This window comes from Rhodococcus sp. G6(2025) (genome assembly GCF_058628105.1).
The window spans coordinates 834,161-858,932 of record NZ_CP179750.1 but is presented as its reverse complement, the minus strand read 5'-3'; the positions used below and the strand labels follow the sequence as shown (position 1 = coordinate 858,932).

At 68.2% G+C, this 24,772-nt stretch carries 22 protein-coding genes; 8 read left to right on the top strand and 14 right to left on the bottom strand.

The features are described from left to right. Positions 1-12: 12 nt before the first annotated feature. Genes ACLIVD_RS04155 through ACLIVD_RS04145 form a run of 3 tightly spaced genes read left to right on the top strand, consistent with a single transcriptional unit; the run spans position 13 to position 2,751 of the window. Positions 13-969: a metal ABC transporter solute-binding protein, Zn/Mn family gene (locus ACLIVD_RS04155; RefSeq protein ID WP_491931987.1), complete on the top strand. Its 957-nt coding sequence runs from the start codon at positions 13-15 to the stop codon at positions 967-969. Between the two features lie 13 nt (positions 970-982). Then, entirely contained in the window at positions 983-1,861 is an 879-nt protein-coding gene (locus ACLIVD_RS04150; RefSeq protein ID WP_061043582.1) for a metal ABC transporter ATP-binding protein, read from the top strand. After that, positions 1,858-2,751, top strand: a complete 894-nt coding sequence (locus tag ACLIVD_RS04145; RefSeq protein WP_005566094.1) for a metal ABC transporter permease — start codon at positions 1,858-1,860, stop codon at positions 2,749-2,751. Before ACLIVD_RS04150 ends, ACLIVD_RS04145 begins: the two co-directional genes overlap by 4 nt. A gap of 6 nt (positions 2,752-2,757) precedes the next feature. On the opposite strand, the gene ACLIVD_RS04140 is transcribed toward ACLIVD_RS04145, so the two are convergent. The 4 genes from ACLIVD_RS04140 to ACLIVD_RS04125 form a co-directional block, all read right to left on the bottom strand. Further along, positions 2,758-3,294 (bottom strand): DUF3558 domain-containing protein, encoded by a 537-nt coding sequence (locus ACLIVD_RS04140; RefSeq protein ID WP_317570789.1) that lies wholly within the window; start codon positions 3,292-3,294, stop codon positions 2,758-2,760. Next, positions 3,291-3,704, bottom strand: a complete 414-nt coding sequence (locus ACLIVD_RS04135) for a hypothetical protein (protein WP_317570788.1) — start codon at positions 3,702-3,704, stop codon at positions 3,291-3,293. The genes ACLIVD_RS04140 and ACLIVD_RS04135 overlap by 4 nt, the downstream gene beginning before the upstream one ends. A 63-nt stretch (positions 3,705-3,767) precedes the next feature. After that, a complete protein-coding gene (locus ACLIVD_RS04130; protein ID WP_491931986.1) occupies positions 3,768-4,529 on the bottom strand; it encodes an ESX secretion-associated protein EspG in 762 nt (253 codons plus the stop codon). Continuing rightward, a complete protein-coding gene (locus ACLIVD_RS04125; RefSeq protein WP_491931985.1) occupies positions 4,526-5,683 on the bottom strand; it encodes a hypothetical protein in 1,158 nt (385 codons plus the stop codon). The genes ACLIVD_RS04130 and ACLIVD_RS04125 overlap by 4 nt, the downstream gene beginning before the upstream one ends. Positions 5,684-5,814: 131 nt before the next feature. Between ACLIVD_RS04125 and ACLIVD_RS04120 the strand changes: the two genes are divergently transcribed. Together ACLIVD_RS04120 and pxpB are read left to right on the top strand one after the other, a co-directional pair. Beyond that, complete coding sequence (locus ACLIVD_RS04120) at positions 5,815-6,573, top strand: LamB/YcsF family protein (RefSeq protein ID WP_491931984.1); 759 nt, start codon at positions 5,815-5,817, stop codon at positions 6,571-6,573. Further along, positions 6,573-7,193, top strand: a complete 621-nt coding sequence (gene pxpB / locus ACLIVD_RS04115; RefSeq protein WP_491931983.1) for a 5-oxoprolinase subunit PxpB — start codon at positions 6,573-6,575, stop codon at positions 7,191-7,193. The genes ACLIVD_RS04120 and pxpB overlap by 1 nt, the downstream gene beginning before the upstream one ends. 95 nt (positions 7,194-7,288) lie before the next feature. Here pxpB and ACLIVD_RS04110 read toward each other — a convergent pair whose 3' ends face one another. The 4 genes from ACLIVD_RS04110 to ACLIVD_RS04095 all read right to left on the bottom strand — a co-directional run bounded on the left by ACLIVD_RS04110 (position 7,289) and on the right by ACLIVD_RS04095 (position 15,330). Then, the gene (locus tag ACLIVD_RS04110) at positions 7,289-8,920 is read right to left on the bottom strand and encodes a transposase (RefSeq protein ID WP_491932845.1); all 1,632 of its coding nucleotides are present in this window, start codon (positions 8,918-8,920) and stop codon (positions 7,289-7,291) included. Continuing rightward, positions 8,890-12,279, bottom strand: coding sequence for an NAD-glutamate dehydrogenase domain-containing protein (locus ACLIVD_RS04105; RefSeq protein WP_491931982.1), 3,390 nt, complete (start codon positions 12,277-12,279; stop codon positions 8,890-8,892). The genes ACLIVD_RS04110 and ACLIVD_RS04105 overlap by 31 nt, the downstream gene beginning before the upstream one ends. A 124-nt stretch (positions 12,280-12,403) precedes the next feature. Next, complete coding sequence (locus tag ACLIVD_RS04100; protein WP_491931981.1) at positions 12,404-13,792, bottom strand: aspartate aminotransferase family protein; 1,389 nt, start codon at positions 13,790-13,792, stop codon at positions 12,404-12,406. Positions 13,793-13,812: 20 nt separating this feature from the next. After that, positions 13,813-15,330 (bottom strand): CoA-acylating methylmalonate-semialdehyde dehydrogenase, encoded by a 1,518-nt coding sequence (locus ACLIVD_RS04095; RefSeq protein WP_491931980.1) that lies wholly within the window; start codon positions 15,328-15,330, stop codon positions 13,813-13,815. A gap of 132 nt (positions 15,331-15,462) precedes the next feature. Between ACLIVD_RS04095 and ACLIVD_RS04090 the strand changes: the two genes are divergently transcribed. The 3 genes from ACLIVD_RS04090 to ACLIVD_RS04080 all read left to right on the top strand — a co-directional run bounded on the left by ACLIVD_RS04090 (position 15,463) and on the right by ACLIVD_RS04080 (position 19,320). After that, positions 15,463-17,070, top strand: a complete 1,608-nt coding sequence (locus tag ACLIVD_RS04090; protein WP_491931979.1) for a PucR family transcriptional regulator — start codon at positions 15,463-15,465, stop codon at positions 17,068-17,070. A 213-nt stretch (positions 17,071-17,283) separates the two neighbouring features. Beyond that, positions 17,284-18,381: an alanine dehydrogenase gene (gene ald / locus ACLIVD_RS04085; RefSeq protein ID WP_491931978.1), complete on the top strand. Its 1,098-nt coding sequence runs from the start codon at positions 17,284-17,286 to the stop codon at positions 18,379-18,381. A 57-nt stretch (positions 18,382-18,438) separates the two neighbouring features. Next, positions 18,439-19,320, top strand: coding sequence for a 5-oxoprolinase subunit C family protein (locus ACLIVD_RS04080; RefSeq protein WP_491931977.1), 882 nt, complete (start codon positions 18,439-18,441; stop codon positions 19,318-19,320). 4 nt (positions 19,321-19,324) lie between these two features. Here ACLIVD_RS04080 and ACLIVD_RS04075 read toward each other — a convergent pair whose 3' ends face one another. The 6 genes from ACLIVD_RS04075 to carD form a co-directional block, all read right to left on the bottom strand. Then, positions 19,325-20,521 carry a fatty acid desaturase family protein gene (locus ACLIVD_RS04075; protein ID WP_491931976.1) on the bottom strand — a complete coding sequence of 399 codons (1,197 nt, stop codon included), beginning with the start codon at positions 20,519-20,521 and terminating at the stop codon, positions 19,325-19,327. A 172-nt stretch (positions 20,522-20,693) separates the two neighbouring features. Beyond that, a complete protein-coding gene (rlmB, locus tag ACLIVD_RS04070; RefSeq protein WP_283334941.1) occupies positions 20,694-21,662 on the bottom strand; it encodes a 23S rRNA (guanosine(2251)-2'-O)-methyltransferase RlmB in 969 nt (322 codons plus the stop codon). A 2-nt stretch (positions 21,663-21,664) separates the two neighbouring features. Further along, positions 21,665-23,059: a cysteine--tRNA ligase gene (gene cysS, locus ACLIVD_RS04065; protein WP_280779089.1), complete on the bottom strand. Its 1,395-nt coding sequence runs from the start codon at positions 23,057-23,059 to the stop codon at positions 21,665-21,667. Positions 23,060-23,070: 11 nt separating this feature from the next. Further along, positions 23,071-23,547 (bottom strand): 2-C-methyl-D-erythritol 2,4-cyclodiphosphate synthase, encoded by a 477-nt coding sequence (gene ispF / locus ACLIVD_RS04060; protein WP_105419436.1) that lies wholly within the window; start codon positions 23,545-23,547, stop codon positions 23,071-23,073. Continuing rightward, positions 23,547-24,227, bottom strand: a complete 681-nt coding sequence (gene ispD / locus ACLIVD_RS04055) for a 2-C-methyl-D-erythritol 4-phosphate cytidylyltransferase (protein ID WP_105419438.1) — start codon at positions 24,225-24,227, stop codon at positions 23,547-23,549. The genes ispF and ispD overlap by 1 nt, the downstream gene beginning before the upstream one ends. An 18-nt stretch (positions 24,228-24,245) precedes the next feature. Next, positions 24,246-24,734, bottom strand: coding sequence for an RNA polymerase-binding transcription factor CarD (gene carD / locus ACLIVD_RS04050; protein WP_005262216.1), 489 nt, complete (start codon positions 24,732-24,734; stop codon positions 24,246-24,248). Positions 24,735-24,772: the final 38 nt, after the last annotated feature.

The following is a 24,772-nucleotide window of genomic DNA, read 5'->3' as shown; positions in this document are numbered from 1 at the left end:
CAGGAGTTTTCTGTGCGCGCTTCCTCAGGTTTTCGTGCCGCCACGGCGGCCGTCGGGCTGTCGTTCGCCGCGGCCCTCACCCTCACCGCGTGCGGCTCCGACACGACCGGTGACGGCACGCTGACCGTCGTCGCGTCGACGAACGTGTGGGGCAGCGTCGCGCAGGCCGTCGCCGGCGACAAGGTGGACGTCACCTCGATCATCACCGAACCGTCGTCCGACCCGCACTCGTTCGAGGCGAGCCCCACCGACGCCGCCAAGCTCACCGACGCCTCCCTGATCGTCTACAACGGCGGCGGGTACGACCACTTCGTCGACGACATCATCGGCACCGGCAACAGCGACCAGCTCACCGTCAACGCGTTCGACCTCCTCGAGGGCGGCGCGCACGCAGGCGAGGACGAACATTCCGAGGGCGGCGACTCGCACGAGGGCCACGACCACGGCAACGTGAACGAGCACGTCTGGTTCGACGTCGACACCGTCGACGCCACCGCGCAGTCCATCGCGGACAAGCTCGGCCAACTCGACCCCGACAACGCCGACGCCTACAAGGCCAACGCCGCCACCTTCCACGGTCAGCTCGAGCAGATCTCCGCGATCACCGACGGCATCGCGGCAGCGCACAAGGACGCACCCGTCGCCCAGACCGAACCGATCGCCTACTACCTGCTGCAGTCCGCGGGCCTGAAGGACGTCACCCCGCCCGACTTCACGAGCGCCATCGAGAACGGCAACGACCCCGCACCCGCCGCCATCGCCGCGACACGACAGCTGCTCACCGACAAGCAGGTGCAGGCCCTCGTCTACAACGTGCAGACGCAGGACCGGGTCACCCAGGACGTGCGGGCCACGGCCGAGTCTGCGGGCATCCCCGTCGTCGAGGTGACCGAAACCCTGCCCGAAGGCCTGGACTACATTCAGTGGCAGACCAACACCGCCGAGTCGCTTGCTGCGGCTCTGCAATAGAACTGATCGGCTTGTGACAGAACCCACTTCGAAGAACGCCGGCAACGGTCGCGTCCCCGCACTGGAATTGACGGGGGCGCGACTGTCCTTCGGCGAACGCACACTCTGGCAGGACCTCGACCTCACCGTGGAACCCGGCGAATTCGTCGCCGTCCTCGGACCCAACGGGTCGGGCAAGACGTCGCTGCTGAAGGTGCTGCTCGGCCAGCTCGCCCTCAGCTCCGGTACCGCGCGCATCGCCGGATCCCCGGCGCGGAAGGGCAATTCGCACGTCGGGTACATCCCCCAGCAGAAGTCGCTCGACGACGGGCTGCCGCTGCGGGGCCGCGACCTCGTCGGCCTCGGCGTCGACGGCCACCAGTGGGGAACCGGCATCCTCCGGCGAGGCCGGCGCCGGGCGATCGTCGACGCGGCCATCAGCGAAGTCGGCGCCCAGAACTACGCGGACGCCCCGATCGGTTCCATGTCCGGCGGTGAGCAGCAACGACTGCGTATCGCGCAGGCCCTCGTCGGCAACCCCCAGATCCTGCTGTGCGACGAACCGCTGCTCAGCCTCGACCTGGCCAACCAGAATCTCGTGTCGGGACTCATCGACCGGCGGCGCCGCACCCACGACACCGCGGTGCTGTTCGTCACCCACGAGATCAACCCGATCCTCCCCCTCGTCGACCGCGTGCTCTACCTCGTCGACGGACAGTTCCGCATCGGCAAACCCGAAGAGGTCATGACGTCGGAGGTGCTGTCCGAGCTGTACCGCACCGACGTCGAGGTGCTGCACGTACGCGGCCGCCTCGTCGTCATCGGCACCGGCGACGCCATCGACGCGCTCGGCAGCGCGGGCGGCCTCCGCCCCGGTGAGGGTGTGCACCACACGGACGAGGGACACGCATGAGCAACAAGTTCACCGACGCGATGTCGCACATGTTCGACGTCTCGGCCACCGTCGACCTCCTGCAGTACGACTTCGTCCAGCAAGCGCTGATCGCAGGTGCCATCCTCGGCCTGTTGGCAGGAGCCATCGGCCCGCTGATCGTCAGCAGGCAGATGTCGTTCGCCGTGCACGGCACGAGCGAGCTGTCGCTGACCGGCGCGTCGGCGGCCCTGCTCATCGGAGTCAGCGTCGGGGCCGGCGCTATCGCCGGGTCGGTGGTCGCGGCGGTCCTGTTCGGGTTGCTCGGCGCGAAGGCCCGCGACCGTGACTCGGTTATCGGCGTGATCATGGCCTTCGGGCTCGGTCTGTCGGTGCTGTTCATCTGGTCGTACCAAGGGCGCACCGGCACCAGCTTCTCCCTGCTGATCGGTCAGATCGTGGCGCCCGGAGACAGCGGCCTCCAGCTACTGCTGCTCTGCGCCGTCCTGGTCATCGGGGTCCTCGGCCTCATCTACCGCCCCCTCCTGTTCGCGAGCACCGACCCCGACGTCGCCGAAGCCCGCGGCGTCCCCGTCCGTGCGCTGTCGATCGTGTTCGCCGTCCTCGTCGGCATCACGGCCGCCCTCGGCGTCCAGATCGTCGGGGCACTGCTGGTGATGGCGCTGCTCATCACCCCGGCCGCGGCCGCCGCCTACGTCACCGCCAGCCCACTCAAGGCGACGATCCTGTCGATCGTGTTCGCCGAACTCGCCGCCGTCGGCGGCATCCTGCTGTCCCTCGCACCCGGAGTGCCCGTATCGAGCTTCGTCACCACGATCTCGTTCGTCATCTACCTCGTGTGCCGGCTCAGCGGATCCTCACGACGCAAGAACGCGGGACGCATCACCCCCACCCACGCACACACGCACTGAGCCGCCCTACAGGTGGTCGGGGAAATACGGCGCCAACGCCGTAGCCACCTTCGTCGCCTGATCGCACGCCGCGTCGACGGTCGTGAAATCCTCCAACTCGCTGTACCCGATCATGAACTCCAGAATCCCCGGCTCGATCGCCACCGACACCGTGCACGCACTACCGCCGCGGAAATCCGACACCAGAGCACGCCGCCCGCCGATCTCGGTCTCACTCAGGACGTCGAAGCGGTCGTCGCTCTTCACGCTGGCGGGCCCTTCACCAATTGCCGAAACGACGACCCCTGAATACGAATCTTGCGACTGAAATCCGCAGCCGAAGTTCTGTGGATTGTCGCGATCCGGCATGCGGTCGGGTGGCCGGGCATCCAGGCGGACAGCCGCGAGGGCTTCCGAAGAGAATCCGTCGCACGGATGGAATGTGATCTCAGGAACTGGCGTCTCGTCCGCCTGTCCGCCGACCGGCTCCGCACAGCCACCAGCGACCAATACGCCCATGGCAATTACGAACGGCCATGCGAAGCGCCGTACGCGAGTATTCACAGCTCAGATCCTGCGGTTCCGAGGCTTGCAGCGATGGCATCATCCTGCGCGGTATAGCTGGCGAGAACTGCTTCGAACATCGATTTCATATCCTTCACGTACGACTGATGCGCGGTGAGCAATCCGACCGCAGTGTTCGCTGTGCCGATGCCGCCTCCCCCGATTGCTTTCTCGTCGAATTTGCGCGCCAACTCCCGCGCGGACTCGATGTCTTTCTCACCGATACCCAAGTCCGTTGCGCGCAGTTCGTGGCGCGCCCGGTTTGCGAGTTCCCCCATGCGCCGCGCGTGGTCATCGCACAGCTTGATGCACTGCTCTATGCCTGCGGGGTCGAGTTCTAGCCTGCCTCCCCCGGTGATGTTCTCGGTGAAAGCCTTCCATCCGGCTTCCGGTGCTTCTGGCCCCGCCATGTCGGTGCCCCCTCCGTGTGTCGTGCTGTGTCCCCACCTGTGCAATCGCCGGCGCGTGGCAATCTACCAACCGCGGGCACCGACCGACCCCGCTCGAGGAGTGGTACCGACCCTGATCAGGGTGTCGAGCGAGGATACGAATTGTTCGGGGCCTGCCGGGTGCGCAGCGGATGGGTCGTGCGGGCCGATCGCGTAGCGTCCGTCGCCGGCGATGTCGATCCAGTGAATGACGCCGACGTCCCTGCCGGTGCCGTAGCGGGGGCCGCGGAAGACGCGGATCTTCCCGCGTCCCGCGTATCCCTTCTGTACGGCGGATTCGAGTCGCGGGGCGGGGGCCGCCCGATTGACCTCCTGCAGGATTCCCTGAGAGAAGTGGGTGTCCTGTTCGTCGCGCCGCTGGAACCGGTGGCGGCCGGCGGCGTTCTGCGGGATCAGCCCGATCAGTTGGGCGCCCAGCCGCCCGGCCGCACCGGCGCCGATCACCACGTCGCCACCGATCTGCGGTGCCCGGCCGGGGAGTTGCGACGCGATCACCACCCACTGCCGGTGCTGCGCACCGATGATGCGGATCGGGATCTCGTCGGCGGCCGAACCGGAGATCTCGACATACACGTCGGGGTCGGCGAGCACACCCAACGCCGACCTCACATCGTCGTGCTCGGCTCCCGCGAACGCTTCGCGTATCCGGTTCTGCTCGGCGACATACGCATTGAGCCCGGGGTGCGCGCTCACGATCCGGAACGGGTACGGGATGCGATCCTGCCCGGTGCCGGCCCACAGGGCGTCGAACAGTTCGGGACGCAGCCGCCAATTGCGCATGTTCATGCGCCGATCACCGGCGGCGAGACGAGGGGCAGTTTGCCGATCAATTCGTTGCCGTTGTCGAGGGTGATCAGGTAGTCGGGCGTCTTGTGTTCCTTGTCCTCGCCGCCGCCCTTGGCAGCTCCTCCGCCGCCCATCATTCCCCCGCCCATCGGGCCGGTGCCCCGCATCCCGGCACCCGCGCGACCTCCGGCGTTGGCCCCCGGAACCCCGGGTGCGGTGCCGGGCCGGGCCACGGCCCCCGGCTGATTCCCGGCACCGACGCCACCGCCGAGTCCGCCGACTCCCAGTCCGCCGCCACCGGAAGCCCCACCCACACCTGCGGATCGCGAGCCGGCACCCGAGGACGAATCGGCGGTGGAAGGCATGCCCGTCCGGCTCTGCGCCTGATCCCCCGACGCCGAGGCAGGGGCCGTCGTCGCCGGTGTGGTGGCAGCCGACGGCGCGGTGGCCGCATTCTGCTGCGTGCCGTCCGCAGCGGGCGCGCCGTCCACTCCGGGCTCGGCGGAAGGGTCGCTCACGGGCACGTCGCCAAGAGAGGGCTGCCCGGCGCTCGGTCCGCCGAGCCGGTCGCTCGAACTCGGGGCGCCGCTCGGGTAGTCGCCACCGGGCCCGGCCGGACCCGAGGGAACGTCGACGATGCTCTCCGGTTTCGTGAACGACGGGACGTTGCCGTCCGACGTCGCGAGTCCGGGGTTGTAGATCGTGGCCATCTTCTCGCGCGCTTCGCCCTCGCGCCGGTAGTACTCGTCTTCGGTGTCCGTGTCCCAGGGCGTCAACTTGTCCCACAGTCCGGTGCCGATGGTTTCGGGAACCTGCGACCGAAGCGACGCGACCGTCTCCGCCAGCGGCGTCAGCGCGTCCGCCACGCCGTGAAGTTGCTGCTGCGCCTGCGGCGCGGAGGTCGAGTACCGTTCGGTCTCGCCGTAGGCCGCCGACGCGGCAGCACCGTGCCAGCTCCCGCTGATCGTCTTCTTGATCGCGTCGCTGAACTCGACGATCGCATCGTGGGCCGTCGTCCCCAGTTCGGCCCAGGCTCGTGCGATGCCGCTGACGTTCTCGACATTCATGCCGGCGACGGCGCTCGCGATCCTCGCATGATCCCACTGATCCGAGTGAAAGTTCTCGGGATCCTTGATGTATGCCGGGTCGGTCACGTTTCCCCCTCCGATGGCGCGCAGTCCACCACGCACGGTCAATTGTACTGACGCAGCAGGACCCTCACCGGTTCCGCCCTCCCCCGCGAGAGAATCTACAAGACGGCACTCGGAACCCTAGTATCGAATATGTGCCGGCAATCGATCTGAACAGCGACCTCGGCGAGAGCTACGGCGCCTGGACCCTCGGCGACGACCTGGCGATGCTGAAGCTCGTGACCAGCGCCAACGTGGCCTGCGGTTTTCATGCGGGCGATCCGACGACCCTGTCGGCCACCTGTTCGGCGGCGTCCGAGCTGACGGTCCGGATCGGCGCGCAGGTCGGCTACCACGATCTCGCCGGGTTCGGGCGCCGGTTCATCGACGTCGCGCCGCGTGACCTGACGGCCGACATCGTCTATCAGATCGGCGCCCTCGACGGTCTCGCCCAGGTTTCCGGCTCCGCGGTGGCGTACGTGAAACCGCACGGCGCGCTGTACAACGCGATCGTCCACCACCGCGAGCAAGCCCGCGCGGTGGTCGCGGCGGTCCACTCATACGACCCGACGCTGCCCGTCCTCGGTCTGCCCGGTTCCGTGTTCCTCGAGGAGGCCGAGAAGGCCGGACTGCGGACGGTCACCGAGGCGTTCGCCGACCGCGCGTACACGCCCGAGGGGACGCTGGTGCCACGCACGACGGACGGGGCCGTCCTGCACGATCCCGCGGTGGTGGCCGAACGGGTCCGCAGACTCGTCGTCGATCACACCCTCGAAGCGGTCGACGGCACGGTCCTCGCGGTCACCGCCGAATCCGTCTGCGTCCACGGCGATACGCCCGCAGCCGTCGAGATGGCCACCGCCATCCGGTCGTTGCTCGACACCGAGGGCATCACGGTGGAGCCGTTCGTGTGATGCGCATGCTCGACGTCGGAGAAAGCGCGGTCCTCGCCGAATTCGAGGACCTCGGCACCGTGCTCGCGTATTTTCGTGCGCTGGACGACTCCCGGCCACCCGGGGTCGTCGAGGTGATCCCGGCGGCGCGCACCATCCTGGTGCGGTTCGACCACGGCGCGACCAGCCGCGACCGCGTCGCCAAGTGGGTGCGGACCACGGAACCGGAGGAGACGGTCGCCGAGGATCCCCCGGACGAGATCCGGATAGCGGTGCGCTACGACGGTCCCGACCTCGAGGACGTGGCCGAGCTGACCGGTCTCGGTGTCGACGGCGTCGTCGCCGCACACACCGGAACACCCTGGACGGTGGCGTTCTGCGGCTTCGCCCCGGGTTTCGGTTACCTCACCGGCGGCGCACCCGAGCTGCACGTGCCGCGCCGCTCGACGCCTCGGACCTCCGTCCCCGCCGGGACCGTGGCTCTGGGCGGGGAGTTCACGGGAATCTATCCCCGCAGCTCGCCCGGCGGCTGGCAACTCATCGGCACCACCGACGAACCGATCTGGGATGCCGAACGCACTCCCCCCGCCCTCCTGCGCCCCGGCGTCGTCGTGCGCTTCGCGCCCGTGAGTACTTGTTAACCGCCCGGGGGCTGTTGCGGAATTGAGTGAGGGCGGTCCGGGTGCGGGTGTCTCGTGCCGAGGTGGGTGCCGGTGCGGGGGTGGCCCCCGCCGGGTCAGGGGGTGGCCGGGAGCGGGGTGCCGCCGGTCAGGTGGGTGAGGATCTTGCCGAGGTTGTGCACGGCGGCGTGGAACGCCCATTCGCTGCGGGCGCGGTCGAGTCCGCGGCTGGTGAAGCGGCGGAATCCGAGGTTGTGTTTGGCGTGCCCGAACACGGTTTCGGCGATGGGTGAGCGTTTGCGGTAGGTGGCGATACCGGCCTCGGTGCGCAGCCGGTGGGTCATGGCCTGGATCGGATCCGCTTGCGGCGGTCGCGGTCCGGTAACCGGATCAGCGGTGGCGGCGGCCTCGAGGTGACGGGATTTGCCGGTGGCGATCAACCGGTCCGGGCCCGGCGCGGTGAGGTTCTCGCGGGAGCAGTAGCCGGCGTCGAAGAGCATCACCCCGATCAGCTCCTCCGGGCTCGTGCCGGTCGGTTCCTTCCCACGTCGGGTGGTGTCGATCAGGTGCGCGGCCGCCCCGGCCTTGTCGACCATCTCGGGGAAATAGTCGTAGTCCGCCGGGCCGGTCCCGACCCCGGTGGCCAGGATCAACCCGTCCTCGCTGGTGAAGGCCTGACAGTTGTAGCCCTGCACCCAGCCGCCGCCGCGCAGCGGCTGCAACCGCGAATCGGGATCGGTGGTGTTGCGGCGCCGCTGCCCGGCGGCGGCGGCGCGCTCACCCTGTTTGCGGAGGGCGGTGTCGAGTTCGGTGCGCCGGCGCCGGACCAGGTGGTGCTTCTCGACCGGCTTCGGTGCGAACCGGGTGCCCCCGCCCCCGGCCTCGGTGCCACCCTGGAACCGCTCGATCACCGCGTGCTGGGCGGCGACCGCCTCGGCCAGACGCCGCTCGGCGGCGGCGACCTCGGCCCCGACCGGCACCCGGCCCATCACCGTCTGGCCCGCGTCGAGCCGGGCCAGATAGTCCTGCGCCTTCTGGTCCCGCTCGCACCGTTCGGCGTCCTTCTCCGCGTCGAGCTGGGCCAATGCCTCGGCGATCCGGGCCGAGCGGGTGCTGGGATCGGCCAACTCCGCCGGCACCTGTCCCGGGCCCGGATCGTCCTCGCCGTAGAGGTCGTCATCGGCGTCATCGGTGGCGGCGTGCGCGGCCACCGCGGCGGCGGCGATCCGCGCGGCCTCGGCCTCGGCTGCCCGGCGCAGCCCGTCCTCGGTGCGGTTGGCGTCCTTCGATGCGTTCGAGGCGATCTTCACCCCGTCCAACGCGATCGTCTCGAGTCGGCCCAGACCCAACCGTGCGGCCAGGATCAGGACCTGCGTGAACAGGGCCTCGCAGGCGGTGTGGTTGTCCTTGCGGAACCGTGAGATCGTCACGTGATCGGGGGTGTCGCCGGCGCAGATCACCCGGTAGGACACCACCTCCGAGCAGGCCCGCTCGATCTGCCGCGACGACCGCACCCCCCGCGACCACGCCCAGATCAGCAGGGTCACCAGCATGTCCGGGTCGTACCCGGCGCGCCCGGCACCCCCGGTGCGGCGAGAGCCGTGAAAAGCGCTGGTGTCGAGATGGGTGTCGACGATCTCGATCACCGTCCACACCGGATGCGTGGGCGGCACCCACTCCCGCATGTCCGGTGGCAACAAAAACTGCTGATCACGATTCACCGGTCGATACCCCTTGGCCACCAACACATTATCCAAGAAACATCAGGTCGGGGCGCCGCGGCACGCGGACACCCCGACCCGGAAATTTGAAACAGCCCCCCCGACGTTAATAAGTACTCACAGGCGCGAAGCGCATTGGCCGCGACCGACAGTGACGCGAGATCGTGGGTGGACGCGGCGTCGATCTCCGACAGCGTCCGGCGAGCACGCTCGATTCTCGCCCGGTTCGTACTCTCCCACAGCAGAATCCGGGAGTCCGGTTCGTCACCGGGCGCCCCCGACGACAGTACGTCCCGGGTCAGGAGGCGGACGGAGCGGTACAGGTCGTCCCGCAGCGCCACCCGGGCGAGGGTGTGCCACCGCCCGCCCCGCGGAAGCGCCGACACCTTGATGAGCCATCGATCCACGCCGAGGTGATCGGAGAGGGCGAAGTAGAGCGGCGCCACCTCGGGGACGTCGTGCTCCAGTTCGCGGGCGACGTCCACTATGTCGAGCAGGCTGAACCGGTAGAGGCCGTCCGCGATACGACGGGCGATGGACGTCTCGACGCCCGCCTCGTCGTAGGAGCGACGCGTGTCCTCCATCGCCAGCACCTCCGCGCCGCGGAGCCATCCGCCGACGTCGCCGGAATGCGTGTGGACGTGGCGCCGGAAATTGTCGATCTCGGCGTCCACCGACAGCGGCTGCCGACGGTTGGCGAGGAACCACCGCGACGCCCGGTCGAGCAGCCGGCGGGCCTCGACGACCAGTTCGTACTCCGTCGCCGGTGGTAGTTTCGCCGCGGCGATGTCGGACCAGAGTTGCGCAAGCCCGAACACTTCCGACGTGATGGCGAACGCGCGCACCACATCCGCGGGCCCGGCCCCAGTCTCCTCACGCAGCCGGTACGCGTACGTGAGTCCGCCGCGGGCGAAGATGTCGTTCACGATCTCGGTGGCGAGGATCTCCTGGCGGAGGGGGTGCGCGTCGACGGGAAGGACGGTGCGCAGCGCGGCCGGGAAGTACGCGCCGAGCCGCTCGGAGAAGTACCCGTCGGAGAAGACGTCCGTATCCTCGAGTTCCGCTTTCAGATCCAGCTTGGCGTGGGCGAGGAGGGTCGCCAGTTCCGGCGAGCTCAGCCCGAGGCCTGCCTCCGACAGTTCGGCGAAACCCTCGGGGTTCGGAAGCGCCTCCAGGTCGCAGTCCAGACCGCGCTTGTCGACCAGGTCGTTCACCATCCTCGAGTGCACGTCCACCATCCGGTGGGCGTTCGACCGGGCGTCGCCGAGTACCCGGTTCTGCGCACGGTTGTTGGCGAGTACGAGTTCGGACACGTCGTCGGTGAGCGCCCCGAGCAGGTCCGAGCGCCGCACCGGGTCCAGCCGCCGGTCGACGGGCAGCGAGTCGAGCAGGATCTTGATGTTCACCTCGTGATCGGAGCAGTCCACTCCGGCCGAGTTGTCCAGTGCATCCGTGTTGACGAGCCCACCCGTCCGGGCGAACTCGATGCGGGCGAGCGGCGTCATGCCCAGGTTGCCGCCCTCGGCGACAGCGCGTGCACGCAGCCGGCGTGCATCGATCCGGACGGTGTCGTTCGCTTTGTCGCCCGCGTCCGTGTGCGACTCCGACGAGGCCTTGACGTACGTCCCGACGCCGCCGTTGAACAGGAGATCCACCGGGGCGGCGAGGATGGCGCGGATCATCTCCGGCGGCGTCAACGTCGTCACCGACGAGGCGAGACCGAGCGCCGTCCGCATCTGGCTGCTCACCGGAATCGATTTGCTCTCACGCGACCAGACGCCGCCGCCTTCACTGATGAGGGTCCGGTCGTAGTCGGCCCACGACGACCGCGGCAGCTCGAACAGCCGGCGGCGTTCCTGCCAGGCCTGCTCCCTGCCGGGGGTGGGGTCGACGAAGATGTGGCGGTGGTCGAACGCGGCGACCAGCCCGATGCCGGCACTCGCCAGCATGGCGTTCCCGAAGACGTCGCCGCTCATGTCGCCGATCCCCGTGACCGTGAAACTGTCACGGTCGACATCGATTCCGAGTTCGGCCAAATGCCGGGTGACGCTCACCCACGCACCCTTCGCGGTGATGCCCATCTTCTTGTGGTCGTAGCCGACCGAACCGCCGGACGCGAAGGCGTCACCGAGCCAGAAGTCGTACGTCCGGGCCACGTCGTTGGCGGCGTCGGAGAACGTGGCAGTGCCCTTGTCCGCCGCCACCACGAGGTAGGGGTCGTCGCCGTCCCGGCAGACGACCCGGTCAGGATGTACCGATTCGTCTGTGCCCAAACGGTTGTCGGTGACGTCGAGCAGCCCGGAGATGAACTGGCGGTAGCAGTCCTGGCCGGTGGACGACGGGTTGCGCACGACGAATCCGCCCTTGGCGCCCGCGGGCACGATGACGGCGTTCTTCACTGCCTGCGCCTTGACGAGTCCGAGGATCTCGGTGCGGTAGTCGTCGAGGCGGTCGGACCAGCGGAGCCCGCCGCGCGCGACGGGTCCGTATCGCAGGTGCACGCCCTCCATGTCCGGTGAATACACGAAGACCTCGTAGAACGGCCGTGGCCGCGGAAGTTCGTCGATCTCGCCGGAGCGGAACTTCAGCGACAACTGAGGACGAGCGGGGCCGAGCGCTCCGTCCCGATAGAAGTTGGTGCGGGCCGTCGCCGCGACGAGGCCCGAGTAGGCGCGCAGGATACGGTCGGCGTCGAGGCCCTCCACGTCTGCGAGCAGCAATTCGACCCGGCGCGCACACTGTTCGACGTCGTCGTCGCGAGACGTGCCGCCACCGGGACGGGATGGATCGAAATGCGCGTGGAACAGCTCCACGAGCGCGGACGCGAACTCGGGACGCGACAGCAGGACCGCCTCGATCCGGCCCTGGTCGTAGGGCAGAGCACTCTGCCGCAGGAAGCGTGCGTACGCGCGCAGGAGCACGACCTCCCGCCAGTCCAGGCCGGCAGCGAGCACCAGCACGTTGAACCGATCCGCCTCCGCGCAACCCGACCACATCGCGCGAAACGTCTCCAGGACGGCCTCGGGTTCGACGGATCCCGACGCCACCGCGGACGTGACGAGCGGTCCCGCGGACACCCGGAAGTCGTAGAGCCGGCACACCAGTCCGTCGGCGCGGCGGAACACCGACGTCCGCTGACCCTCGACCTCGAGGTCGAGGCTCCCGAGAAGCCGCAGCACCCGTTCGAGCGACACGGTCGAGCCTCCGCTGTAGAGCGTGACCCGCAGTTGCCGGTTCTCGTTCGGTCCGACGGTGTGGACGTGCAGGTCGAATGCGTCGGTGGTCAAGCGGTCGAGGATGGCGACGTCGGGAACTGGCGGCCGATCCCGTTCTTCGACATAGCCTTCCGGCAGGGACAGTGCGAGCGTGGACGTGGTCGAGCTCATAGATTCTCTCCGTTGAGATCCGGGCGCCGTGTGTTGTCGTGGAAACGAGAAAGATCCGTCCCGCGGGCGCCATTGACCGCGGGACGGATCGAGTGTCAGGACACGGATGTGTGGCAGACGGGTGTCAGGAGTTGCGGTGTGCGTCCGCGATGTCGAGAACCGTGTCGAGGATCGCGAGTCCTTCGCGGGCCTCGGCCTCGGTGACGGTGCACGGCGGCACAGCGTGAACGCGATTGAAGTTGGCGAACGGCAGCAATCCTCCGGCCTTGCACGCCGCAATCACCTCGTTCATCGCCGGACTGGAGGCCCCGTACGGAGCGAGCGGTTCCTTCGTGGCACGGTCGGCGACGAGTTCGATCGCCCAGAACACGCCGAGTCCGCGGACTTCACCGATCGACGGGTGCCGGTCTGCGAGGCCACGCAGTCCGGGACCGAGGATCTCGCTGCCGATCCGGGCCGCGTTCTCGACGATCCGCTCGTCCTCCATCGCGTTGATCGTCGCGACGGCGGCTGCGGTGGCGAGCGGGTGCCCCGAGTAGGTGAGTCCGCCGGGGTACGGCCGGTTGGCGAACGTCGCCGCGATCTTCTCGCTGATCGCGACACCACCGAGCGGGACGTATCCGGAGTTGACCCCCTTCGCGAACGTGATCAGGTCGGGGACGACACCGAAATGGTCGATCGCGAACCACTTTCCGGTCCGGCCGAACCCGGACATCACCTCGTCGGCGATGAACACGATGCCGTAGCGGTCGCAGATCTCGCGCACACCTGCCATGTAACCGGGCGGGGGCACCATGATTCCCGCGGTCCCGGGAACCGATTCGAGCACGATCGCTGCGATCGAGTTCGGCCCCTCGAGGCGGATCAGCTGGTCGAGGTGCTCGAGCGCGCGCTCGGTTTCCTGCTGCTCGTTCTCCGAGTGGAACTGCGACCGGTACCGGAACGGTCCGTGGAAGTGGACGACTCCGCTGTTGCCGTAGTCGTTGGGCCACCGGCGCGGGTCGCCGGTGAGGTTGATCGCGGTGTCCGTGCCCCCGTGGTACGAGCGGTACCGCGACAGCACCTTGTAACGGCCGGTGTGCAACCGAGCCATCCGCACAGCGTGCTCGTTGGCGTCGGCGCCGCCGTTGGTGAAGAACACCTTGTTCAGGTCACCCGGGGTCCGCTCGGCGATCAGCCGGGCGGCCTCGGAGCGGGCGTCGTTCGCGTACTGCGGTGCGATGGTGCACAGCTTCGCGGCCTGGTCCTGGATGGCGGCAACGACTTTGGGGTGCTGGTGCCCGATGTTCGTGTTGACGAGCTGGGACGAGAAGTCGAGCATGCGGTTCCCGGCACCGTCCCACACATACGAACCCTCGGACGCGAGGATCGTCATCGGGGTGATCTGCTCCTGCGCGGACCACGAGTGGAACACGTGCGCCCGGTCGAGGGCATACGCGCGCTCCCCTTCGACACGGGCCGCGTCGAGGGACTGACCGGTAGGCAAAAGTTCCTGGGAGACTGTCGTCGTCATGACCGTAGGTCCTTTCCGGCTCAGTTGTTCTGGGGGAAGCCGAGGTTGATGCCGCCGTGGCTGGGGTCGAGCCAGCGGGTGGTGACGACCTTGCCGCGGGTGAAGAAGTGGACGCCTTCGGTGCCGTGGGCGTGGGTGTCGCCGAAGAGGGAGTTCTTCCAGCCCCCGAAGGAGTAGTACGCCATGGGGACGGGGATGGGGACGTTGATGCCGACCATGCCGACCTCGACCTCGTTCTGGAACCGTCGGGCGGCGCCGCCGTCGTTGGTGAAGATGGCGGTGCCGTTGCCGAACTGGCTCGAGTTCACCAGTTCCAGGGCCTCGTCGTAGGAGTCGACGCGGATGACGGAGAGGACGGGTCCGAAGATTTCGTCGGTGTACACGGACATGTCGGTGGTGACGTGGTCGATCAGGGTGGGTCCGAGCCAGAACCCGTCCTTGCCGCCATTCGCCTGCACGGTGCGCCCGTCGACGACGATGGTGGCCCCGTCGTTTTCGCCGGCGTCGATGTAGGAGGCGACCTTGTCGCGGTGCACCTTGGTCACCAGCGGGCCCATGTCGGAATCTTTGGTGCCGTCGCCGATCTTCAACGTGTCGGTGCGCTCTTTGATCTTGGCGACGAGTTCGTCGGCGATGTCGCCGACCGCGACCAGGGCACTGATGGCCATGCAGCGTTCCCCGGCGGACCCGAAGCCGGCGTTGACCATGGCGTCGGCGGCGAGGTCGAGGTCGGCGTCGGGCAGGACGATGGCGTGGTTCTTCGCCCCACCCAACGCTTGGACGCGTTTGCCGTGGGCGGTGCCGGTGGCGTAGACGTACTGGGCGATGGGGGTGGAGCCGACGAAGCTGATGGCCTTGATGGCGGGGTGGGTGAGGAGTTCGTCGACGGCGGTCTTGTCGCCCTGCAGGACGTTGAACACCCCGGCCGGGAGTCCGGCTTCGGCCCAGAGTTCGGCCATCCAGATCGCGGCGGTGGGGTCCTTCTCGGACGGCTTCAACACCACGGTGTTGCCGGCGGCGATGGCGATGGGGAAGAACCACATCGGGACCATGGCGGGGAAGTTGAACGGGGAGATGATCCCGACCGGGCCGACGGGTTGGCGGAGGGAGGAGACGTCGATGTTGGTGGAGGCGTTTTCGGTCATGCCGCCTTTGAGCAGGTGGGCGATGCCGCAGGCGAATTCGACGACTTCCTGGCCGCGGGACACTTCGCCGAGGGCGTCGGAGACGACCTTGCCGTGCTCGGCGGTGATGATTTCGGCGAGTTCGCCCTTGCGGGCGTTGAGCAGTTCCCGGAATGTGAAGATCACCTGGGTGCGCTTGGCGAGGGAGGTGTCGCGCCAGGCGGGGAACGCGGCGGCGGCGGCGTCGATGACGGCGCGGGCGTCCTCGACGCTGGCGAGGGCGACCTGACCGGTCACGGCACCGGTCGCCGGGTTCGTCACCGGGGCGGTGTTGCCGCTCGTGCCCGTGAAACTCTTGTTGTCGAACCAGTGCTGGATGGTCCGGGCCTGCGCTGCGCCGTCGCTGTGTGTCATGGGTGTCCTTACCGAGAGAGCCGATACGCGGAAACTCCGCGCGAAGTGCGATGTCTTCACTCTGGTCCGTCAACCAGGCACTGGAGCCCGACGATCTGTAAGGAATCCCGACTTCTGATTTACACTGCGTAAATGCAGCCCACCATCGTCGACATCCTGGCGCTCCCGGTCGTGCAGGCGGGAACACCCGAGGTGATCGGCGGCGGACCGCTCAACAGACCGGTCCGATGGGTGCACGTCAGCGATCTACCCGATCTGTCGAACCTCCTCCAGGGTGGAGAACTCGTCCTCACCACCGGCCAGCCGCTCGCGGACGACTCGTCGAGCGTGGCGTACCTGGAGGGACTGGCCGCGGCGGGCGCAGCCGGACTCGTCGTCGAACTCGGCGTTCACGTCGACACCGTGCCGGACGGGGTTGCGCGCGCCGCCGACAGACTGTCGTTTCCGGTCATCGCACTGCACCGTCAGATCCGGTTCGTCGAGGTCACCGAGGAAGTACACCGCTCGATCGTCGCGGAGCAGTACGACGAGGTCGCCTTCGCACGGCACGCGCACGAAGTCTTCACCGACCTGAGCATGAAGCGGGCGTCACTCGGTGAGATCGTCGACGCCGCAGCCGGCATGCTCGGCGCCCCGATCGTCCTCGAGGACCTCAACCGGCAGGTACTGGCGTTCGCGGCGCAGGGAACCACGGCGGCGGACCTCCTCGCCGAGTGGGAACGTCGGTCGCGGCTGACGCCCGTGTCGCACCAGACCGCGATCGACGGCCCGGAGTCGTGGACGACGACGCCCGTCGGCGCACATCGGCAGGAGTGGGGACGACTCGTCGCCCCTCGCCCCGTCGCCGCCGAAGGTCGGGCGCGGATGACCCTCGAGCGTGCCGCGCAGGCGCTCGCACTGAACCGCATGGTCGAGCAGGACCGGACCGCACTCGAGCAGCAGGCCCAGAGCGGGCTCGTCGACGAACTCCGCCGCGGACGCATCCAGGACGAGGCCGAGGCGACCGCGCGCGCCCATGCGCTCGGCCTCCGGCCGGCACTAACATACCTGCCGATGACCGTCCGGGTCAGCGAAACCCTCAGCGCCGACCAGGTTCTCGCGCAGCGACGCCGAGTGAACATGCTGGACGCCGTCCGCCACGCGGTCCGGACGTCGCGGCAAACCGCACTCACCGCGAACACCCGCGCCGGACAGATCGACGTGCTCCTGTCCCATCCACCGGCGTCCACACCCGACGCGCTGCCCGAACTCTGCGCGGCGATCCGTGCCGCGCTCGCCCGGCTCGACGGCGTCCTGCAGTGCACGATCGGCGTCGGTCCCGAGTCGACCCGGCTCCTGGACGCCGCGGGCGGCCTGACGGAATCCGCTCACATCGCCGAGGTCGCGCTGTCGTTGCCACCGGGCGACAAGGTCTTTCACCGTGCAGCCGACATCCGGTTGCGCGGTCTCCTCGCCCTCATCCGGACCGATCCGCGGGTGCAGGCCTTCGCCGAGACCGAACTCCGCGGCCTGCTGGAGCATCAGGCGCGGCACGGCGGCGACAGCGTCGACGTCCTGCGCAGCTTCCTCGAACTCGGTGGCAACAAGACGGAACTCGCGAAACAGCTTCACCTCTCTCGCCCCACGCTGTACGCGAAACTGGCCACGATCCAGCGACTGCTCGGTGTCGACCTCGACGACGCCGAGTCCCGGACGTCGCTGCACACGGCCATGCTGATCCTGCGGCTCCGCCACCCGTGAGTACTTCTTAACGTCGGGCGGTTGATAAGTACTCACGGGGCGGAGCCACACTCCGAACATCGTTCGACGAGGACCGGCTCAGGGTGCCCGCATTCGAATAGTCAAGAATCAGTACCCCGATGTTGAGAATTATCTTCACAACTCTTGGCATGAATGGTCGTTTTCTTCACTATTGGCACCTACCAATCGAATTTTCGACAGCACGGAGCTCTCATGAAGATCGGCATCCCCCGCGAAATCAAGAACCACGAATACCGCGTGGCCATCAGCCCCGCCGGTGTCCACGAACTCAGCGAACGCGGCCACGAAGTCGTCATCGAATCCGGCGCAGGCATCGGCTCGTCCTTCGCCGACGAAGACTTCAAAGCCGCAGGCGCCCAGATCCTCCAGGCCGCCGACCAGGTATGGGACACCGCCGACCTCCTCCTGAAGGTCAAGGAACCCATCGCCGAGGAATACGCCCGCCTGCGCCAGGACAAGGTGCTGTTCACCTACCTGCACCTGGCCGCCTCGAAGGACTGCACCGACGCCCTGCTCGCGTCGAAGACCACCTCCATCGCCTACGAAACCGTCGTCGGCGCCGACGGCTCCCTCCCACTGCTCGCCCCGATGAGCGAGGTCGCCGGACGCCTCGCCCCACAGGCCGGCGCCTACCACCTCATGCGCCACGGCGGCGGCCGCGGCGTCCTGATGGGCGGCGTCCCCGGTGTGCGCCCCGCCAAGGTCGTCGTCATCGGCGCCGGCGTCTCCGGCAAGAACGCGATCGCGATCGCCTACGGCATGCAGGCCGACGTCACCGTCCTGGACTTGTCCATCGCCCGCCTCCGCGAGATCGACGCGCTCTACCAGGGCCAGGTCAAGACCATCACGTCCAACAGCCTCGAACTCGAGCAGGCCGTCCTCGACGCCGACCTGGTCATCGGCGCCGTCCTCGTCCCCGGTGCCAAGGCCCCCACCCTCGTCTCCAACAACCTCGTCTCGCGGATGAAGCCCGGCTCGGTGCTCGTCGACATCGCCATCGACCAGGGCGGCTGCTTCGAGGACTCACGACCCACCACCCACGCCGAACCCACCTACCAGGTCCACGACTCCGTCTTCTACTGCGTCGCCAACATGCCCGGCGCCGTCCCCCGCACCTCCACCTACGCCCTCACCAACGCCACCCTCCCCTACGTCGTCGCGCTCGCCGACAAGGGCTGGAAGGAAGCCACCGCGACCGTCCCCGGACTCGCCGCAGGACTGTCCACCCACGACGGACAGCTGCTGTCCACCGAAGTCGCTGCCGCGCACGGCTACACCGCAGTCTCCTGAGCGACTGATCCGACGAGAGCGTATCCAGCAGACCTGCGGATGCGGGACAATCGAACGATGGCTTGGCTCGAGGTCGTGCGCACCGGACCCTTCACCACCGTGCAGGATCGGGGCCGCCCCGGTTACGCGTCGATTGGGGTCGGCGAGTCGGGTGCCGCCGACCGAGACGCACACGACAGCGCAAACAGGTTGGTGGGCAACCACTCCGGCGCAGCCACGCTGGAGGTCACACTGGGCGGGCTCGCGGTGCGTGCGGCCGGGACCGTCTCCGTCGCCGTCACGGGCGCCCGCAGCCCCGTCACCGTCAACTCCGAACCCCGGCCCGACTACACGATGCTGCACCTGGCTACCGGCGACCTGCTGGAGATCGCGTTCGCGTCGGAGGGACTTCGCAGCTACGTGGCGGTGCGCGGAGGTTTCGACGTGCCCGCGGTGATGGGGAGCCGGTCCACCGACACTCTGTCGGGGATCGGCCCCGATCCCGTCGCCGAGGGTGATCGGCTGCTGGTCGGTGCGGATGCCGGCGACTGGCCTGCGGACGAGATCATCCCCCCACCCGTCGCTCCCGAGGATCCCCTGATGATGCGTGTCCGGCTCGGACCGCGGGACGACTGGTTCACACAAGCGTCCGTCGCGGCCCTTCTCCGCGAGACGTGGACGGTCAGCTCCGACACCAATCGTGTGGGAGCGCGGCTCGAGGGTCCGGGACCGCTACACCGCGCCGTGACGGAAGAGATGCCGAGCGAGGCGATGGTGGCGGGGGCGTTGCAGGTGCCGCCCAACGGTCGGCCCATCCTGTTCCTGGCCGATCATCCGGTGACCGGCGGCTATCCGGTGATCGCCGTGGTGGCCGAGGCCGATCTGCCGGTGGCCGCGCAGTTGCGGCCCGGGCACCGGGTCCGCTTCCACCGAACGGTGGCGTCGACTATTCCGCGGTGACGGTCTATCTCGCGGCCAGGGCGGTCCGGAGCCCGCGAAGGCGTCCGGTCACGGGATCGGCGCCGAGCGTTGACCGCCCACGGAACTTCACTTCCGAGGCCGTCTCCGGCGCGTCGTCGGACGTCGCCCGGAGGAACCGGTTGGGCAGCGCCAGTTTGTGAATGGTGCGCAGCGTCAGAAGGTACTGCCGCGCAAGCGAACCAGTGGTGTACGGCAAGTCGTACTTCTCGCACAGGCCGCGCACCGCGGTCGAGATCTCGGCGTACCGATTGCTGGGAAGGTCGGGGAAGAGGTGGTGCTCGATCTGATAGCACAGGTTGCCGCTCATGAAGGCCATGACGGCGCCGGCCCGGAAGTTCGCGGTGCCGAGCATCTGGCGGAGATACCACTCGGCCCGGCTTTCGTGCTCGAGTTCCGCGAGCGTGAACTTCTCCGCTCCGTCGGGGAAGTGCCCGCAGAAGATCACGACGTACGACCACACGTTCCGCAGGAGGTTGGCGACGAGATTCGCCTTCAGCGTTCGTCGCCACCGCCGCCCACTGAGAACGGGGAACAGCACGTAGTCCTTGCCCATCTGCCGCGCGATCTTGCCGAGCAGATCTCGCACCGGTGGACGCAGACGCCGACTCGCCCTGTCTTCGGCACTGGGCGGAAGCAGATCGTGGAGCGCGATGCCCCATTCGAACGACGCCGCGAGCAGGAGATTCTGAATCGGCTGCAGCAGGTGGATCGGACGCCACTCCTGATCACGAGTGACCCGCATGACGCCGAAACCGACGTCCTCGTCCATTCCGAGCACGTTGGTGTACTTGTGATGACGGAAGTTGTGCGCATACTTCCACTGCGACGACGGCCCCACCTGATCCCACTCCCAGGTGCTCGAGTGGATCTCGGGATCGTTCATCCAGTCCCACTGGCCGTGCGAGACGTTGTGGCTGATCTCCATGTTCTCGATGCTCTTGGCCGTACCCAGTGCCGTCGTACCGAGAACCACGCCCGTGGTCGTCCGGCTTCCGTGGATGACCAGTCGCGCGAGTCCGTCGAGCACGCGCTGGAACGCGATGGTGCGGCGGATGTACGTCGCGTCTTTCTCCCCGAGGGACTCCGCGACGTCGCGGCGAAGTGCGTCGAGTTCGAATCCGAGCGCCTCGACGTCCTGCTGGGTGAGGTGCGCGTACTCCTTGATATCGGTGATTGCCATGACCGGCCTCCAACCTCGCGGCCACTGATGATCTCAGTGAACGCCGCTGGTACCAGCCTGTCAACACTGTAGGTCTACGGTAGGTGCCAACAGCGTCGACAGCGACGCTCTCGGACCAGTACCGGTTGTGCGGGCTTCCCCGAGGACGCCGTGCTGTTCGCGGTTCCGCAGCCTAGCCGCGGCGACGGCGGGCGATGTCGGCGAGCACGACACCCGCGGCGACGGACGCGTTGAGCGATTCGACGGGGCCTGCCATCGGGATGCTGAGGATGGCGTCGCAATTCTCGCGGACGAGACGCGACAACCCCTTGCCCTCGGAGCCGACCACGACTACCACGGGGCCGCTGCCGTCGAACTCGTCGAGTGTGGTGTCGCCACCCGCATCGAGACCGACCACCTGAACGCCCTTGGACGCCCAATCCTTCAGCGTGCGAGTGAGATTGGTGGCGCGGGCGATCGGCAGACGGGCTGCCGCACCGGCGCTCGTCCGCCACGCGACCGCGGTGACCGACGCACTACGACGCTCCGGGATCACCACACCGTGACCGCCGAACGCGGCCACCGAGCGCACGACGGCACCGAGGTTGCGGGGATCGGTGATGTTGTCGAGGGCCACGAGCAGCGGCGCCTCCTGGTGCTTGCGCGCTTCCGCGATCAGGTCGTCGGGATGCGCGTAGCGGTACGGCGGCACCTGCAACGCGATGCCCTGGTGCATGCCGTTGGCGCTGAGCCGGTCGAGATCGGTCCGGGGAACCTCGAGGATGGAGATGCCCGCGTCGGCCGCCCGCTGAACGGATTCCTTCAGGCGATCGTCGCTCTCGGTCCCGACCGCGACGTACAGCGCGGTCGCGGGGACGCCGGCGCGCAGGCACTCGACGACGGGGTTGCGGCCCAGCACGTTCTCCGGGCCGTCGAGCACCTTGCGCCCGGCGGTCTGACGACCGCGGCCGGGCTGCTTGTCGGCGTCCCTGGCTGCGCGGGCGGCGCGCTTGGCGGCGGGATGCTTGGTGCGGGCCTCCGCGGGCGGGGTGGCGCCGCGACCTTCCAGCCCCTTGCGGCGCTGGCCACCGGAACCGGCGACCTGCCCCTTCTTGGTACCGGCCTTGCGGATGGCTCCGCGCCTACTCGAATTTCCAGCCATTACTACTGTCCTGCCTTGAGAGACCACTCGGGCCCGTTGGGGGTATCGGTGACCTCGATGCCCGCCCGGATGAGACGGTCACGCACCTCGTCGGCCACAGCCCAGTTCTTCTCGGCGCGGGCACTCTGCCTGCGCTCGAGTTCGGCCCGGACCAGAACGTCCAGGGCATCGGTTGCCGCGGACGCGTCCGCGGTCTCCTGAGTCCAGTGCTCGTCCAGCGGGTCGACGCCGAGGATTCCGAGCATGGCCCGGACCTGCGACGCGATCTCGCGCGCACCCTCGAGGTCTCCACCATCGAGCGCGATGTTGCCCTCGCGGACCTTGCCGTGCACCTCGGCGAGCGCGGCGGGGACGGCGAGGTCGTCGTCGAGCGCGCGAGCGAACGCCTCGGTCCACAGGCCGACCGGAACCTCCCCGGCACGCTCCTGCGTACGCAGGACGAACGACTCGATCCGACGGAACGCCGCGGCCCCCTCGTCGAGCGCGGTGTCGGAGTATTCGAGCATCGACCGGTAGTGGGCACTGCCCAGGTAGTAGCGAAGCTCTTGCGGGCGAACCTTTTTCAGCACGTTCGGCACCGAGAGAACGTTGCCGAGCGACTTCGACATCTTCTCGCCACCCATGGTGACCCAGCCGTTGTGCAGCCAGTACTGCGCGAAGTCGTCGCCGGCGCACTTGGCCTGCGCGATCTCGTTCTCGTGGTGCGGGAACACCAGGTCCAGACCACCGCAGTGGATGTCGAACGCGGCGCCGAGGTAGAACTCGGCCATCGCGGAGCATTCGAGGTGCCAACCCGGACGGCCCCGGCCCCACGGCGTCGGCCACGACGGCTCGCCCGGCTTCTCCGCCTTCCACAGCGTGAAGTCGCGGGGATCGCGCTTGCATTCGCCTGCGCTCTCGCCCTGGTGGACGTCGTCGAGCTTGTGCCCCGACAGGCTGCCGTACCGGGGGTAGCTGCGGACGTCGAAGTAGACGTCCCCGCCCGCCGCGTACGCGTGGCCGTTGTCGATGAGGCGCTGCATCATCTCGACCATCTGCGTGACGTGCCCGGTGGCCCGCGGCTCGATGGACGGCGGCAGCACGCCCAGCTGCTGATAAGCCCAGGTGAAGGACCGCTCGAACGTGGCGGCCCACTCCCACCACGGCCTGCCCGCCTCCGCAGCCTTGTTCAGGATCTTGTCTTCGATGTCCGTGACGTTGCGGACGAACGCCACGTCGTAGTCGTGGGCGAGCAGCCACCGCCGCAGCACGTCGAATGCGACGCCGCTGCGTACGTGGCCGATATGGGGGTCGCCCTGCACCGTGGCGCCACACAGGTACACCGATGCGTGTCCAGGGGCCAGCGGAACGAAGTCACGCAAGGCCCGCGTCTCGGTGTCGAATAGGCGCAGGGTCACGACCAGCGATCCTACCTGGCGCTTCGACCGGGAATGACCAACGCGGTGGCCATGGCGGCGATCCCCTCGCCGCGCCCGGTGAGCCCGAGCCCGTCCGTGGTGGTCGCGGACACCGAAACCGGCGCGCCCAGAATGTCGCTCAGCACCTTCTGCGCCTCGTTTCGGCGTGGGCCGATCTTCGGCCGGTTCCCGATCACCTGGACCGCGGCGTTGGCGACGTCGAAGTCGTCCTCGTCGAGGAGACGGCGTACCTCGGCGAGCATCGCGGCACCGCTCACCCCGGACCACTCGGGCCGCCCGGTTCCGAAGACGGAGCCGAGATCGCCGAGTCCGGCGGCGGAGAGCAGAGCGTCGCAGAGTGCGTGAACGGCCACGTCGCCGTCGGAGTGACCCGCGCAGCCGTTCTCGTCCTCGAACAGCAGGCCGGCCATCCAGCACGGCCGTCCCTGCTCGATCGGGTGGACGTCCGTCCCGATTCCGACTCGCACTAGTGCGCTCCCTCTTCCACCAGCGCGCGGGCCAGCACGAGGTCCAGCGGCGTGGTGATCTTGAATGCTGTGGGTTCTCCGACGATGCTGCGCACCCGTTCCCCGAGGCGCTCCACCAGGCCGGCGTCGTCGGTGGCGATGCCGTCGGCGGCGGCGTAGGCGCGCCGGAGCAGTTCCGCGGTGAAACCCTGCGGCGTCTGCACGGCCCGCAGTTCGGACCGTTCGGGGGTGCCGGTGACCGCGCCGAGAACGTCGACGGTCTTGATGGTGTCCGTCACCGGCAGGACGGGGATGACCGCGTTGCGGCCGCACCGCAGCTCCGCGACCACCCGCGCGATGAGCGACGGTGGCGTGAGCGCGCGGGCGGCGTCGTGGACGAGCACATATTCTGCGTCGTCCGCGACGGCGAGTCCGGCGCGAACCGAATCGGTCCGCTCACTGCCGCCGGCCACGACGGTGACCTCACCGGGAAGGAGGGTTCGCGTCGACTCGACGAGCTCCTCCGGAACGATCACGACGACGCGGTCGACAGCCCCCGACTGCAGGAGCCCGTCGACCGCGCGTGTCAGCATGGTCGTCCCACCCAGATCAACGAATGCCTTGGGCTTGTTCTCGCCCAAACGCACTCCCTGACCTGCGGCGGGAACCAGCGCGACTACAGGACCTTTTCCCTCGGCCACTGTGGGTATCGCGACTGTCTAGGACGCGGCCGCGAGGACCTCGTCGAGGATGGTCTCGGCCTTGTCGCTGTCGGTGCCTTCGGCCAGTGCAAGCTCGCCGACAAGAATCTGCCGCGCCTTCGCGAGCATGCGCTTCTCTCCTGCGGACAGGCCGCGATCCTGCTCACGACGCCACAGGTCCCGAACGACCTCGGCGACCTTGTTGACGTCACCTGACGCGAGCTTTTCGAGATTCGCCTTGTAGCGGCGTGACCAGTTGGTGGGTTCTTCGGTGTGCGGTGCCCGCAGTACCTGGAAGACCTTGTCGAGACCTTCCTGGCCGACGACGTCGCGTACGCCCACGTACTCTGCGTTGTCTGCGGGAACCCGTACGGTGAGATCGCCCTGAGCAACCTTGAGAACGAGATATTCCTTCTGCTCACCCTTGATGGTGCGGGTTTCAATTGCTTCGATCAGCGCCGCACCGTGATGGGGGTATACGACGGTGTCTCCGACCTTAAAAATCATCTGTCCCGTGCCCCTTTCGATCATTCGAGTTTAACACG

What these genes read in the sequence shown, in the direction of transcription:
- ACLIVD_RS04145 (WP_005566094.1), top strand. Translation starts at nt 1,858, where the DNA reads ATGAGCAACAAGTTCACCGACGCGATGTCGCACATGTTCGACGTCTCG.
- ACLIVD_RS04135 (WP_317570788.1), bottom strand. Translation starts at nt 3,704, where the DNA reads ATGGCGGGGCCAGAAGCACCGGAAGCCGGATGGAAGGCTTTCACCGAG.
- ACLIVD_RS04130 (WP_491931986.1), bottom strand. Translation starts at nt 4,529, where the DNA reads ATGAACATGCGCAATTGGCGGCTGCGTCCCGAACTGTTCGACGCCCTG.
- pxpB (WP_491931983.1), top strand. Translation starts at nt 6,573, where the DNA reads ATGCGCATGCTCGACGTCGGAGAAAGCGCGGTCCTCGCCGAATTCGAG.
- ACLIVD_RS04105 (WP_491931982.1), bottom strand. Translation starts at nt 12,279, where the DNA reads ATGAGCTCGACCACGTCCACGCTCGCACTGTCCCTGCCGGAAGGCTAT.
- ACLIVD_RS04100 (WP_491931981.1), bottom strand. Translation starts at nt 13,792, where the DNA reads ATGACGACGACAGTCTCCCAGGAACTTTTGCCTACCGGTCAGTCCCTC.
- ACLIVD_RS04095 (WP_491931980.1), bottom strand. Translation starts at nt 15,330, where the DNA reads ATGACACACAGCGACGGCGCAGCGCAGGCCCGGACCATCCAGCACTGG.
- ACLIVD_RS04090 (WP_491931979.1), top strand. Translation starts at nt 15,463, where the DNA reads ATGCAGCCCACCATCGTCGACATCCTGGCGCTCCCGGTCGTGCAGGCG.
- ald (WP_491931978.1), top strand. Translation starts at nt 17,284, where the DNA reads ATGAAGATCGGCATCCCCCGCGAAATCAAGAACCACGAATACCGCGTG.
- ACLIVD_RS04080 (WP_491931977.1), top strand. Translation starts at nt 18,439, where the DNA reads ATGGCTTGGCTCGAGGTCGTGCGCACCGGACCCTTCACCACCGTGCAG.
- ACLIVD_RS04075 (WP_491931976.1), bottom strand. Translation starts at nt 20,521, where the DNA reads ATGGCAATCACCGATATCAAGGAGTACGCGCACCTCACCCAGCAGGAC.
- rlmB (WP_283334941.1), bottom strand. Translation starts at nt 21,662, where the DNA reads ATGGCTGGAAATTCGAGTAGGCGCGGAGCCATCCGCAAGGCCGGTACC.
- carD (WP_005262216.1), bottom strand. Translation starts at nt 24,734, where the DNA reads ATGATTTTTAAGGTCGGAGACACCGTCGTATACCCCCATCACGGTGCG.